The 13,699-nt window shown below is 66.9% G+C and carries 14 protein-coding genes; 3 read left to right on the top strand and 11 right to left on the bottom strand.

What is annotated here, in order from left to right; genetic code table 11:
- Positions 1–21: 21 nt before the first annotated feature.
- Both ACWEFV_RS28145 and ACWEFV_RS28140 read left to right on the top strand, forming a co-directional pair.
- Entirely contained in the window at positions 22–1,041 is a 1,020-nt protein-coding gene (locus tag ACWEFV_RS28145) for a polyprenyl synthetase family protein (RefSeq protein ID WP_450072581.1), read from the top strand.
- Positions 1,038–2,054 carry a LacI family DNA-binding transcriptional regulator gene (locus ACWEFV_RS28140; RefSeq protein WP_450072580.1) on the top strand — a complete coding sequence of 339 codons (1,017 nt, stop codon included), beginning with the start codon at positions 1,038–1,040 and terminating at the stop codon, positions 2,052–2,054. Before ACWEFV_RS28145 ends, ACWEFV_RS28140 begins: the two co-directional genes overlap by 4 nt.
- 13 nt (positions 2,055–2,067) lie before the next feature.
- Here the strand turns inward: ACWEFV_RS28140 and ACWEFV_RS28135 are convergent, their stop codons facing one another.
- Complete coding sequence (locus ACWEFV_RS28135; RefSeq protein WP_450072579.1) at positions 2,068–3,615, bottom strand: APC family permease; 1,548 nt, start codon at positions 3,613–3,615, stop codon at positions 2,068–2,070.
- 146 nt (positions 3,616–3,761) lie between these two features.
- Here ACWEFV_RS28135 and ACWEFV_RS28130 point away from each other — a divergent pair, with 146 nt between their 5' ends.
- Positions 3,762–4,544: a carbon-nitrogen hydrolase family protein gene (locus ACWEFV_RS28130; protein ID WP_450072578.1), complete on the top strand. Its 783-nt coding sequence runs from the start codon at positions 3,762–3,764 to the stop codon at positions 4,542–4,544.
- A gap of 70 nt (positions 4,545–4,614) precedes the next feature.
- On the opposite strand, the gene speB is transcribed toward ACWEFV_RS28130, so the two are convergent.
- From speB to ACWEFV_RS28080, 10 genes are all read right to left on the bottom strand, one after another.
- Positions 4,615–5,604, bottom strand: coding sequence for an agmatinase (speB, locus tag ACWEFV_RS28125; RefSeq protein ID WP_135459248.1), 990 nt, complete (start codon positions 5,602–5,604; stop codon positions 4,615–4,617).
- Positions 5,605–5,904: 300 nt separating this feature from the next.
- Entirely contained in the window at positions 5,905–7,020 is a 1,116-nt protein-coding gene (egtE, locus tag ACWEFV_RS28120) for an ergothioneine biosynthesis PLP-dependent enzyme EgtE (protein ID WP_450072577.1), read from the bottom strand.
- A complete protein-coding gene (gene egtD / locus ACWEFV_RS28115; RefSeq protein WP_450072576.1) occupies positions 7,017–7,982 on the bottom strand; it encodes an L-histidine N(alpha)-methyltransferase in 966 nt (321 codons plus the stop codon). Before egtD ends, egtE begins: the two co-directional genes overlap by 4 nt.
- Positions 7,979–8,671 carry an ergothioneine biosynthesis protein EgtC gene (egtC, locus tag ACWEFV_RS28110; RefSeq protein WP_450072575.1) on the bottom strand — a complete coding sequence of 231 codons (693 nt, stop codon included), beginning with the start codon at positions 8,669–8,671 and terminating at the stop codon, positions 7,979–7,981. Before egtC ends, egtD begins: the two co-directional genes overlap by 4 nt.
- Positions 8,671–9,945: an ergothioneine biosynthesis protein EgtB gene (egtB, locus tag ACWEFV_RS28105; protein WP_450072574.1), complete on the bottom strand. Its 1,275-nt coding sequence runs from the start codon at positions 9,943–9,945 to the stop codon at positions 8,671–8,673. The genes egtC and egtB overlap by 1 nt, the downstream gene beginning before the upstream one ends.
- Complete coding sequence (gene egtA, locus ACWEFV_RS28100; RefSeq protein ID WP_450072573.1) at positions 9,942–11,213, bottom strand: ergothioneine biosynthesis glutamate--cysteine ligase EgtA; 1,272 nt, start codon at positions 11,211–11,213, stop codon at positions 9,942–9,944. The genes egtB and egtA overlap by 4 nt, the downstream gene beginning before the upstream one ends.
- Positions 11,214–11,290: 77 nt before the next feature.
- Complete coding sequence (locus ACWEFV_RS28095) at positions 11,291–11,932, bottom strand: sensor domain-containing protein (RefSeq protein ID WP_167858206.1); 642 nt, start codon at positions 11,930–11,932, stop codon at positions 11,291–11,293.
- Positions 11,933–11,949: 17 nt separating this feature from the next.
- A complete protein-coding gene (locus ACWEFV_RS28090; RefSeq protein WP_450072572.1) occupies positions 11,950–12,477 on the bottom strand; it encodes a hypothetical protein in 528 nt (175 codons plus the stop codon).
- A gap of 113 nt (positions 12,478–12,590) precedes the next feature.
- Complete coding sequence (locus ACWEFV_RS28085) at positions 12,591–13,028, bottom strand: Fur family transcriptional regulator (protein WP_450072571.1); 438 nt, start codon at positions 13,026–13,028, stop codon at positions 12,591–12,593.
- A 50-nt stretch (positions 13,029–13,078) separates the two neighbouring features.
- A complete protein-coding gene (locus ACWEFV_RS28080; RefSeq protein ID WP_450072570.1) occupies positions 13,079–13,549 on the bottom strand; it encodes a hypothetical protein in 471 nt (156 codons plus the stop codon).
- Positions 13,550–13,699 lie beyond the last annotated feature (150 nt).

Here is a 13,699-nt window from a genome sequence, read left to right as displayed (position 1 = left end):
TCCAACGGAGAAGGGACCCAAGTGACGACGCCGATCACGCTCGCACGAGACGTGGAACCATTCTCCCCGGAGGCGATCGATGCCCAGGTGTCCGCCGTGGCCGCCGGTCTTCGGGCTCAGATCTCCGAGCGCCTTGCGAAAACCCCGCTCCCAGTTGAGGATCCATCGACGGTCATCGACGCCCTCTCCGGAGGGAAGCACCTGCGCGCCCGGACCCTGCTCCTCATAGCGCACTCATTCGGCACGCCGGATCCACGGTTCGCTGCCGATGCCGCCGTCGCCCTCGAGCTGTTGCACACCGCTTCACTGGTCCATGACGACATCATCGACAGGTCTCAGTTTCGCCGGGGGCTGCCATCGCTGCACTCCGCCGCGGACGAGGCCACCGCCATCCTCATCGCAGATCTGCTCATCGCCGTCTCGTTCGAAACCGCGGCAGTTCTCGGCGAGCGCGCCGTCACCCCCCTCGCTCGCGCCTTCGGGCAGCTCTGCAAGGGCCAACTTCTCGAACCGACGCTCGGATGGGGTGACGACGGCCAGCCCTCAATCGAGGACTACGCGACGCTCAAGACCGGCGCCCTCTTCGGAGCGGCCTTCGAGCTGGGTGCCATGGCAGCTTCGTACGACCCGGCGTGCCAGGATCGTTTCCGCGAGTCGGGCCAGCGGCTCGGCCTCGCATTTCAGCTCACCGACGACCTTCTTGACGTCAGGGACGACGCGCTGAACCTAGGCAAGGATCACGGGGCCGATCTCCGCAACGGAGTTCCGACACTGCCACTGTGGAGCGCGTATCGGCACCTCGTCGATCTGGGCGAAACGCGTTCCGCCTCAGACCCGTCCCTGCGAACCGTGTTGGCCGACGAAGCAGGTTCGGATCGCACGCTGCGCTACACGAAGGAGCGAATCGGCGCTCTGGTCGAAGAATTCCGGACGTTGCTGCCCCCTGCGAATCGACTCGGGACACTCGACCTCACGGTGGACACAGTCCTGGCCAATCTTGACCAGTTCTCAAATACGGATTGCGAGTCGGGCGCTCCGTGAAACCCCGCCGCATCACCATCAAGGACGTCGCGCATGAAGCCGGCGTCTCGATCGCCACGGCGTCAGAGTCGCTGAATGGCAAGGGACGCGTCGCCGCGGCCACTCGTCAGAACGTGATCGATGTCGCGAATCGCTTGGGGTACACGGCAAACCGGATCGCCAAGAACCTGAATGCGGGCAGGACCGGCTCGCTCGTGCTGACCGTCTCCCCTATGGCCGTACGGTCCTCGACCACCGATCTACAACCCGAATGGGACATCGAGTACTACTTCAGGGTCCTCAACGGGGCCAGCGCTGAAGCCTTCCGGCGCGGGTTCCTCCTGTCCATGCTCCCGTCCCAGCTGTCCTCAGAGGCGTTCCTCTCCGCAGCCGACGGCCTCATCGTGGTCGACCCGAGCGATGACGACGAGTTGCTCACACAAGTCGCGCGCACCGGCCTGGCCTGCGCCACCATCGGTCGGAACTCCGGCGACTTCAGCTGGGTGGACAACGACTTCTCCACCGGCACAACGACGGCTCTGGTGCATCTGAACGCGGTCCGCAGTTCGCGAACGGCGCTGTTCCTGAGCGAGACCAGCTCCTCCTATGTGCGAGACGAGCTCTCCGCATACCTCGATTGGTGCTCGACCGTCTCGCTGGACCCGATCATCATCCGCTCTCCCGGCCCGCGTGTGGATGAGGCCGAGCCGGTTATCCGGGCCGCACTCGCCTCTCCCGATCGCCGTTTCGACGCGGTGCTGGCCACACTCGACACGCTGGCATTCGCCACCGAGCGCAGCGCCCACATGCTCGGGCTGGCCGTCCCCGACGACCTCCAGGTGGTCAGCCTCACGGACAGCCGCTACCTCGACTACGGCCTGCAGAAACCCATCACCGCACTCGATCTGCACCCCGTTCGGCTGGGAGAGGTCGCAGTGGATCTGCTTGTTGCGGCACTCGACGGGGAGACCGGCCGCCGTCGCGAACTCGTGAACGCATCGCTGACCGTTCGAGAATCGACGCTCGCGGACTGAGTGAACGGGCTCCTCACACGGTCTCCGGGCTGGCACTGTAGTTCCGCAGCGGGTCGCAATCAGGCTCTGGCTCCGGGTCGCGGTCGGGTTCTTCGTCGGCCGACTCGTCACGCTCGAAAATCACGATCGACTGGCCCGTCGAGGCCGCGTGCAGTCTCCTCCGGTGCACCCAGTTCTCCACCACCACGCCGAGTAGTCCGACCGCCAGCGCCCCGATGATCGTCGACCAGTCGCTAGCCCAGCCACTGCCGGACTCTCTGGGCCACGCGACGTTCACGATCTGAAATCCCAGCCACGCAAGCGCAATCCACCCGATCACTCGTCCCGCGCGTCCCAGGAAGAGGCCGGGCTCCTCGCTCCACTGGCCGCGAACGCGCGCGATGGCCAGGCCGAGGATCGGGAAGAGGAAGGAGATGAAGAATCCCACCGAGGAAAAGGAGATCAGGGCCATCTGGATGCCCTCGCTCTGGAACGGGATAAAGAGCAGCGCCGCGATGATCGCCGTGACGACCACCGCCTTCCTCGGCAGCCCGGTCGCTCCCGAAAGACTCGTGAGGGTATGGGCGAACGGCAGCTCTCCGTTTCGCGCTGTCGCCCAGACGATTCGAGAGACCGTGATCTGAATCGTCATGAGGCTCGCAGCGAATGCGATGACGAAAAGGGCGAGGATGCCGCGAAACATCGGCTCGGGAAGCGCGCCGGCCATGATGGCGACGGCCGGATCCGCGGCGTTCTCGGGGTTTCGCAGGAAGTCCTCGCTCGGCACCGCGAGCGTGAACGCGAGCGTGCTGAACACCACGATGGCCATGATGGCGAAGAACGAGACCACCATCGCCCGGGGTACAGCCCGCTTCGGGCGCTTGACCTCCTCGGCGATCGAACTCGCGCTCTCGAAGCCGATCGCGAAGTAACTCGAGAACGCGATGGCCATCACGAGTGGAGCCGCGAACAGCACCCCTTGGTGGTCAGGGAGCGCCGTCGGTGAAATGTACTCGAGGCTCTGGTGGCGTTCGAACACGAGCAGCCAGATCGCAACCCCGACGGACCCCACCGCCTCGGCGGCGATCACTGCGACCATCAGGATCTTGATGAACACTCGCCCAGCGAGGTTCACCAGCGTGCTGAACGCGAGGATCGCGACCGCCAACCACGTCACCAGCCCATGATCGACGCCCGAAAGACCGAAGATGGGCGGCATCAGCACCGCTCCGGCGTATGCGACGGCAGGAAGCGTGATCAGCAGTGTCCAGATGTAGGTCCACGAGGCGAACCAACCGTAGCGAGATCCCAGGAGCCGGCGAGACCACTGATAGATACCGCCCGAATCCGCCCACTTCGAAGCAAGCACACCCAGCGTGAGCACCACGACGAATTGGCCGGCATAGAGGATGAGGCCGCCCCAGATGAACGCGGGCCCCGAGGTAGCCAGCCCGACGCCCAGGACGCTGTAGACCGCCACGATCGGCGAAACGAATGCGAACGCGACAGACAGAGCGGAAAACGTGGTGAATTCTCTCTTCATCACCATCGGCGCCTCGGCGATGGGGCTCCCTTGATTCACAGGTGAAGGCATGTAACGGCGCTCACACTACGGCCGCCGAAACGTTTTAGCAACCCAAGTTAAAATGCTGGTGAAAGTGTGATTGTTGATCGAAACGGTTCAGGTTAGCCCGCCCCGCCCACCCCTCGGAGATACTGGAGAGCACTATGACGCCGCCGGACACACTGCGCCTCACCGTAATTCAGGAAGCACCCAGGCCACGCGATCTCGAAGCCAACATTTCCCGGGTCGGAGAGGGCATTGCTGCGACGCGTGGAACAGACCTGATCGTCTTCCCCGAGCTCTTCCTCTCGGGGTACCAGACGACTGCTCTCGACGAGATCGCACTGCAGCTTGACGATCCGAGGATCACCGAACTGGCGGACCGTTGTCGCTCCTCAGGCACAGCCCTGCTGGCCGGGTTCGTCGAACGCGGCCCGGGTGGCTGTTTCGATGCCTATCTGGCCATCGACCGAGACGGCACGATCAAGGATCCCATTCGCAAGACACACCTGTTCGGGACGGAGCGCGAGGCATTCCTCAGCGGCGACGTGCTCGAACCGGTCACCCTCTGCGACACCAGGATTGGCGTACTGAACTGCTTTGAGCTCGAATTCCCCGAGGTATCCCGCACCCTGGTCCTCCGCGGGGCCGCCCTTCTCGTCGCCGGGTCGGCCAACATGCACCCCTACGAGCGCGATCATGTCATCGCAAGCAGCTCTCGCGCGCTGGAGAACCGCGTCCCGCTGGCCTACGCGAACCGGGTAGGAAGCGAATCGGGACACAGCTTCTGCGGATCGAGCCGGATCATCGACCGGGACGGCTCCGTGCTCGCCTCACTCGACTCCGTCGAGACCGGCGGCCTGACTGCCGAGGTGGAGGTCGGTATGAGCAGCGACGGAGTGATCGACATGCTCGGTCAGCGCCGCCCCGAACTGTACGAATCGTAGAAGCAGTAGACGCACACACGGGTGCGGGCCCGGGCCTGCTCAGCCCGAACCCGCACCCGTTCACGTCACCTCAGCCGACTCTTACCGGCGTGCGGGGCGACCCCGCGTGGAAGGCGAGTGCCTCCAGTACGACGCGAGCAGCGATCAGCTGAGTCCGGGTCGAATGGTCATGCGCCGGAAGCGCCTCCGCGACATCGACGCCGATAAGCCCGGCCGGCGAGATACCGCGAGTGATCTCCAGCGCCTCGCGCATGGTCATTCCACCCGGTGTCGGAGCGCAGGTTCCTGGCGCGTAGGCGGCGTCGAGCGAATCGACGTCGAACGTCAGGTAGAACCCGTCGTCGCCGATGCGCTCGAGAATCTGATCGACCACCCAGGCGGCACCGTGCTCCCAGATATCTTCCAGCCAGATGACCCGGATGCCGTGGTCACGGCAATATTTCAACTCGGTCTTCGGGTTCATCCAGCCGCTGATGCCGACGAGCACCATCTTCGACGGGTCGTAGCCGTTATCGACCGCGCGGGTGATGGTGCAGCAATGATTCAGCTCCTCGCCACCGACGTTCGGTGCGGCGTCGAGGTGCGTGTCGAACTGCACCCATCCCGGGCTCGTACCCGGTCGTTTGGCGGCCTTGCCGACCGGAATGCTCACCGAATGATCGCCGCCGAAGACCACCGGAATGGCTCCGCCCGCCACGATCTCGGCGATGTCAGCCTCTACCCGCTCGAATGTCTTCACGGTGTTGCCGAGAGCGACTTTGCAGTCTCCACCGTCGGCGAGCGGTAGATGCGCGAACAGGTCGAAATCGTAGGTCGCCTGGAAGTTCGTGAACTGCACCGAAGTCTCGCGAATCGCGCGAGGGCCATAGTTCGCGCCGCTCCGGCTGATCGTCGTAGCGTCGAACGGGAATCCGTAAACGACCGCTTTCGTACCAGACGCCCTGATCACGTCGCGGTCGAGTTCGATGCTCGGCACACCCATGAAAGTTCCGCCGTGGCCTCCATGCAAGAGCCCGCTCCACATGGTCTCGTCGAATGAGCCCGCAGTCACCTCAGTCATGGTTTTCCTCACTTTTCTTCACACGAGCAGACACTCGCACGTCCATTTGGCAGAACCGTCTGGACATCCATCGCCCCGGGGGCATGTCTGCCGAAACGATTCGGCACGACCGTAGCATTCGACTCCACCGACGTCTAGGGAGTACTGCGACCCGCTGCCGACCCGGTGACGTAGCCGTTCAATTCAGAACGGTGGGTCGTCGGGTTCAGGCGGCGGAGGTCGGGGCGGTTCCCAATCCGGGGTAGCTCTTCGGGTGCTCGGCCGCAGCCCGGCGCGACTGGACGTGATCTCGACGCGGCTCTAAGGCACGTCGCGTAGCACCGAGGCGAACTGTTCCAAGTCCTCGGCCGTCGTGTCGACATGCGGTGAGACCCGCAGCACCGGCTTGGTCATCTCGAACGGCGCCCGCGCGAGTTCACATGCGGTGGTGACGATTCCGCGTTCGGCGATCAGCCACGCGCGCACCCCAACCGGATCGGCACCATCGGTGGGCTCGAGCGTGGTGATCGCAGTCGGCTCATCCACGGGTTCCACCACCCGCCAGCCGGGCACGTCGGCGAGGACCTGCCGCGCCGTGCGGCCCAGCTCCGCCAGCCGGCCGCGGACGTTTTCCGGTCCAGCAGCGAGGTATTCACCCAGCGCCACCGAGTAACCGATGCGGGTCGCGGCATTGTGCTCACCGTGCTCGAAGCTCGCCAGCACGCTCACCGGAACATCCCACGACGCGGGCGGCAGCCGCCGCTGCAGCCGCTCAGCCAGTTCCGACCGCACGGCCAGGAACCCCACTCCGCGTGGCCCGGCGATCCATTTGCGCGACGTCGAGTAGATCGCGTCGGCGCCGACGTTGCAGTCAAGATGCCCGAATGCCTGCGCGCCGTCCACCACGATCGGGACGCCCGCCTCACGGCACACCGCGATCATCTCAGCCAGCGGCTGAGCCACGCCACGATGACTGGCCAGCGCTGTGAAGTGCACCAAAGCCGGTGGATCGGTGGCCAGCACGCGGGCCGCCTCGTCGATCACGACCCGACCGTCCCCGTCGACGGGTAAGGCGCGCACCTGAAAACCGTTGGCGGCCATGACCGCCAGGTTCGGCCCGAACTCGCCGGGCAGGCAGGCCAGCGTGCGCTCCCCCGGCCAGCTGCCGAGCAGCAGGTCCAACGAGTGGCTGGCCCCTGACGTGTAGACCACATCGGCGGCGTCGAGTCCGGTCAGCGCCGCGACCGCAGCCCGGCCCGCCGCGAGCACCGGCGCTGCCGCCTCGGCGGCCACATAGCCGCCGACCTCGGCCTCATGGCGGGCATGTGCGGCGACGGCATCAATGACGGCGACGCTCTGCCGCGAACACGCGCCGCTGTCGAGGTGCAAACCGGCGACCTTGGGACGGGCATCAGTCCACTGCTGTGCGAGGCTCATTTCACCGCCAACGACAGGCCGAAGTCACCGGCTTCATCGGTCCACCAATGTGTCTGCCGCAAACCGGCTTTCGCGAGCTCGCCGGCAACCCCGTCGGCCCGGAACTTGCAGGACACCTCGGTCAGCATCTCCTCGCCGGCACCGAATGCGACGTCGAGATCCAGGCCGGCGATCCTGACCTGCTGCGGCGCGTCCGCCCGCAGCCACATCTCGATGCGCTCCTCGTCGGCATTCCACTTCGCCACATGCTCGAAGGCGTCGAGATCGAAGTCAGCGTCGAGCTCACGGTTCACCACCGACAACACATTGCGGTTGAACGCCGCGGTGACACCGGCGCTGTCGTCGTAGGCGCTGACGAGACGGCCGGAATCCTTGACCAGGTCGGTGCCCAGCAACACGCTGTCGCCAGGTTGCAGGGTCTCCGCCAGTGACATCAGGAAATCCGCCCGCGGGCCGGGCGTCAGGTTGCCGATGGTCGAGCCGAGGAACGCCACCAAACGGCGTCCCACCGACGGGATCTTGCCCAGGTGTTCTTCGAAATCACCGCATACCGCATCGATTTCGATGCCCGGATACTCCTGGCCGATAGCGTCGCCGGCGGCCCGCAGCACGCCGGCGTCGACGTCGAACGGGATGAACCGGCGCAGCTGGCCGCCGTCGCGCATGGCGTCGAGCAGCATCCTTGTCTTCTCCGACGTGCCGCTGCCCAACTCGACGAGGGTGTCGGCACCGGCGGCCGCGGTGATCTCCGGCGAACGGTCCCGCAGGATCTGCGCCTCGGTACGGGTCGGGTAGTACTCGGGCAGCCGGGTGATCTGGTCGAACAGATCGCTGCCCACCGAATCGTAGAACCACTTGGGCGGCAGCATCTTCGGCGACTGGGCCAGCCCCTCGCGCACATCGCGACGGAGCGCGGTGACGGCGGAATCGGCCGCCAGATAGTTGGACAGGGTGAGCGTCATACCGAACCTTTCAGTGGGGTGAGCTCGACATGCGAGTCAGAGACGTGCACCAGATGGCGGTCCGGGATGTCGGACCAGCCGGGATCGTCGTCGTAGGGCTCACTGGCGAGTACGACGCCATCCGGCAGCCGCAGCATCGACAGGGTATCGCCCCAGGTGGTGGCCACCATACGAGAACCGTTGGCAGCGAGGATGTTCAGCCGGGCGTTCGGATCCAGGGCCCCGACCTCGGTAATGGTGTCACCCAACGAATCCAGGCCCCGGGCGAAAATCAGCGCGGCCAGCACGGCGCTGTCGACGACGGACTCGGCCGACCTAGTCAACGGCAGCACCGCACGGTCCACCACCCCGTTGTGCGACAGCAGCCAGTGTCCGTCGGTGAACGGCGCCGAAGCCGAGGGTTCGATCGGCATGCCGATGGTCGCCGAGCGCACGGCCGCGACCACGCACCCACTGGTCAACGCCGGTGCCACCGACGCGAACGAGGCATCGCCCCACAACGGCTTGTCACTACGCCACCGACGCGGCGCTCCGTCGTCGAAAAACCCTGCACCCCAACCGTCGGCGTTCATCAAACCGTGCTTCTGGCGACGCGGGGCATAGGACTGCACCAGCAGGCCCTGCGGTGGATCCAACATCAACGAGGCCAGCGATCGCGGCGCGCCCAGCCACCCGATATGCCGGCACATCAGGCGTCCCAGGCCAGACGCACACCGGAGAAGATCTGACGCCGGATCGGATGGTCCCAGTTGCGGAAGCTCGGCCGCAGGATGTCTGCGGACACCGCCCACGAACCGCCGCGCAGGATCCGGTAGTCACCGTCGAAGAACGGCTCGGTGTAGCGGTCGTAGACCATCGGGGTGAAGCCGGGCCACGGCCGCAGCGGGGACGTCGTCCATTCCCAGACATCGCCCAACATCTGCTCGACACCGTAGGCCGATGCGCCGGCCGGATACGCCCCCACCGGGGCGGGCCGACGCGCGTCGCCGCCGAGGTTGGCCAGCGCGTTGGTGGGTTCGGAAGCGCCCCAGGGGAATCGGCGCCGGACCCCGGCCACCGGATCCCAGGCACAGGCCTTCTCCCATTCGACTTCGGTAGGCAGCCGGGCCCCGGCCCAGGCGGCGTACGCCTCGGCTTCGAAGAACGTGACGTGCTGGACGGGTTCATCGGCCGGAATGGTCTCGATGTGGGCGAACCGGGTGCGGGTGCCGTCCGGCCCCCAGAACTCGGGCGCTGCCAGACCCGCTTCCTGACGATGGGCCCAACCGCGCTCCGACCACCAACGGGACTGCTGATAGCCGCCGTCGTCGATGAACTCGCGCCATTCGGCATTGGTGACGGGTACCCGGCCGATCCGGAATGACGCCACGTCGACGGAGTGCGCCGGACGTTCGTTGTCCAACGAATGCGGTTCGGTGAGCTCGTCGACACCGAGCACGAATTGCCCGCCCGGGATCAGCACCGACGTGCCGGCCACCCCGGGACGGCCGGTGGGCAACGCGCTGCCGGTGTCGAGCAGCGGCGGCCCGGCCCGCAGGTTCAGCGCCTGCAGCATGGTCTCGTCGTGCTGGTTCTCGTGGCTGATCACCAGACCGAAGTTGAACGCGGGATCGTCGGTGTCCAATGCGTCCAGGGCATCGAGCGCCTTGGATCGCACGGTCGCGCAATAGGTTCGGGCGTCCGCCGGCGGTAGCAGCGGCAGGCCGACGCGACTGGCCCGCGAGTGCACGAAGGCGTCGTACAGCCGGTCCACCTCGGGATCCAGCATGCCCGGGCGGTCCGGGTTGCCGCCCCGCAGCAGCCACAGCTCCTCCTGCTGACCGATGTGGGCGAGGTCCCAGACGAGCGGGCTCATCAACGGGCTGTACTGGCGGTGCAGTTCAGCGTCGTCGAAGTCGACCAGATACAGGGTGCGTTCCCGCGCCCTGGTGAGCTGCTGCGCCAGCGTCTCGCGTGTGGTCAAAGCTCGCCCTTCACCAGTTGGCTCATCGCAGAAGCGATTCCGTGAGCCACCACCTGGTCGGCGAAATCGTCGGCCGGGCAGCGCCCCTCCTGGACCGAACGCATCAACTGCCCCATCGATTCCGCCAGATCGGCCGGAGCGCGCTCGGCCGCGGCCGACACGCATGCGACGGCCGCCTCCTGCAGCCGGCGATCGGCCAGTCCGATCCGGGCGGCCCGGTCCCATGCCGTGGCCACCGGTGCGGTCGCCTCGGTGGCAATCGCGGCGGCCCCCGGATCATCCAGGAGAGTCGTCGTCATAAACACCGCGGCGGGCCACAGGGCGTCCGGCACGCTGTCGAGATAGCGGATCTCCAGCCAGCGCCGCGGCCGCACCGGCGGGAACAGCGTGGTCAGGTGATATTCGAGATCGGCTTCGGTGGGGCGGCGGCCGCCGAGTACCGCGCGCCCGTCGGCCCAGTCGGCGAACGGGACCCAGTTGGTCACCGGGACGGCATCTGGAGTGTTGACGAGCATGACCGGCGCCCGCAGCGCATAGCGCGCCCAGTCACTGGCCGGATCATCGCCGTCGGCGCCCAGGATCGGCCCGCAGCGTGCGGAATCCAGCTGCCCCCACACCCGCTGCCGTGAGGACTGCCAGCCGGTGAATTGCCCGCCCAGCATCGGCGAATTCGCGGTGATGGCGATCATCGTCGGACCGAGCGCGTGGGCCAGCCGCACCCGCTGCGCCCAGCCATCCCGCGGGCCGGCGTCGAGGTTGACCTGAACCGAAGCGGTCGATGTCATCATCGCGGCGCCGGGCGCGGCCGATCCGCTGGCTGCGAAGAACTTCTCCATGGCCTGATAGCGCGGGCCGGGGTTGACCCGTTGGGTGGGCCGTACCGGATCGGCGCCCAGCAGCACCAGCCCCAGGCCGCGGCGTTCGAACTCCGCGCGCACCACGGCCCGATCGGCGAGCAGTGCGGTGATCGCGGCTGAGGGTCCGTCGGTCGGAGGGCCGGAGAGCTCGACGGCGCCGCCGGGTTCGACGGTGATCCGGCTGCCGCCGGGTAGCGCGGGCACCGAGGCGATGGCTTCGGAAAGCTCACCCCAGCCTGGGCGCCGCAACGGATCGTCAAGGTCGAAACAGTGCGCCTCGATCTCCAGGCCCACCTGGCCGACCGGCCCATCGTGCAGGCAGCTGGCTTCGATGAACGCCGCGGCGTCCTCGGCACCGGTGAACTCGACGGGAGGTAGATGGGCCGCATCAGCCCTGGCGGGTACCGCCATCGCAACCACCCCTCCCGGTCCTCACCGGAGTCAATCGGTTCGGTTGTGTTCCATCATCCAGATAGGACCGACACGTTCTACTGCCCCAGCGTGTTCTGCATGGCGCCGGCCAGCACGTTGACCGCGGGGCCGGCGTTGCCGGACTGGCACACCTTGGCTTGTAGAAGCACGTTTTCCCGTTTGCGGGTGGTGTTGAAACAGCGGCGGTCCGTGCCGGCCTCCTGCTTCACCCAATCGGCGTCGGTGGCGCTCGCCGGACCGCCGGTGAAGGTCCACACCTGGGTCACGAAGTTGTCCAGGTGCATCGCGGTGGTCTGGCCCGAGCAGCCGTTGGTGCGGTCGACCACCCGGTGGAACGCCCGGTCAGCGGCCTCCGGCGTCGCGAACACCCCTACCGCCTGCTTGACGTAATGAGACTGGTCATCGCCCGCGGTCTGGGTGGTGGCTCCGTTGAACGACGCGAGGTCCGGGTCGTTGTACACCTCAGGCAGGCCGATATCGGCCCAGTTGTTGCACACCGGGATGTCGACCGAGTACCCCTGGAACGGATCGGTGAACTCGGACTCCCACCGCATCGGAGCACCGACGATGTTGCCCACCGAACCTTTGGGCATGACGGCGTAGGACACCACACCGGGATCCGAGGGACGCGCACCAGCAGGTGCAGCCAATGCCAGCACGAGACCGGCCAGTCCGAAACCGACAGTCACGGCACGCATGGCCTCGATCATGCCAGTTAGTGAACCGTCCTCGTGCAATAGGTTCGCGCCGGCGACGGATAAGGCCAGGCGTAGTGCCCTGTTTCGGCAGGGCAGGCCGATCCGTCCCGCACGTCGAGTCGTTGGGTCACCTGAACCGTCACCCCGGGGCCGCGGTCGGTACGGGCGGTGCAGTCGGCCAGCGCCACCATGCCGGCGGGCATACCGAGCTCATAGCAGTGACTGGCGACCAGATTGGGGACCAGGCACAGGCGGGCGGTCGACGGATCGGCGATCTCTGCCGGCAGATGCTGATACTCGGCGCTAGGGCAGGTCCCGGTGCCGTCGGCGATGGCCCCGACGGTGTAGCTGGGGTCGACGTTGCAGGACACCTTGCCGGCCCGCGTCACCTCGGGAGCAGCCGGCGTGGTGGCCGGGACGCTCACGCAATCGCCCACGGCGAAGACCATGGCCGCGCCGCGCTCAGGTGCGGCGCCCATACCGCAGCCGGCGGCCAGGACCGGCACTGCGAGCAGTGCGGCAACCAAGAACCGATTGCGCGTCATGGTTAGCGAGAATCTCACGATTCCGGGAACGCCACCCAGTGCTTGGGCGAAAAGCCAGGCGCCCCGGCCACCAAAGGGAAGTGGCCGGGGCGTCCGTTGGGCTGCAGAGTGGTCTAGTTGGGGGCGGCCGCCTGGCAATCCGCACAGACGCCCCAGAACACGACCTCGGCTTCGTCAACCGCGAAACCGGCCAGGTCAGAGGGTTCCAGGCACGGGGTCTCGCCGACGGCGCAGTCGACGTCGGCAACCACACCACACACCCGGCAGACCAGGTGATGATGGTTGTCGCCGGCGCGGGTCTCGTAGCGCGCCGAGGAGCCGGCGGGTTCGATACGACGGACCAGACCTGCATTCACGCAGGCCCTCAGGACGTCGTAGACCGCCTGCGTCGACACCGAGCCGAGGTTCTCGCGGGCCAGGCCGGCCACATCGTCTGCAGTCGAATGCGGATAGTCGGCCAGCGCCTGGAGAACCGCGACCCGCGGCGCGGTCACACGCAGCCCGGCAGCCCGCAACAGGGCCTTGGGGTCGTGTTCATGCACCGTGGTCACGGCTCCAGTATGCGCGCTCTTTGGAGTCAGTCCAAAAGAGCGGGCTGTGATTATGGTCGCGCAGGCGGTGCCGGTGTCGGCGGGGTCTCAGGGCGTTCCGAGCCACCGCCGGGACCGCCGGGACCGCCGGGTCCACCGGGACCCCATCCACCGGGGCCACCCGGGCCGAATGAGCCGGGCCCACCGGGGCCCCACGGCGGCATCATGCCGTGCCCCGGTCCCATCCGCCCCGGTCCGCCGTCCGGTCCGCCGCGGTGGAACATCATCATGCCGCCACGGTCGTGACCGCCGCGGTGGTGATGGCCCTCGCCACCGGAATGCGCACCGAGGAAGAACCCGGTGCCGAAGACCACGGCGACGATGAACACCGTGCCGGCCGCGATGCCCACCCAGGCCAGCGCCTGCATGAGGCGGCTCGGCTTGTTCTCGGCGGGCGGGGCAGCCACAGGTGCGGGAGCGGCGGCCACCGGCTCGGTGGTAGCGACAGGTTCGGTCGCAGGATCAGGGGGTGTTTCAGTCATGACACGAGCATGCGAGCGCTGCTGAGGTGCTGATCAAGAATTGGCTGTGAATCAGCTTTGAAAGACCCGAGACTGCCCGAGGCTGCCCCGCCGTTTTCCGCACCACGGCTGCTCGCACCCGCTGACTACAGCCCGACGGTAGAAATCGGC

The organism is Mycobacterium sp. NPDC004974, from assembly GCF_053600815.1.
Note: the sequence above shows the minus strand (reverse complement) of the source record. Positions and strands in the feature narration are given on the sequence as shown.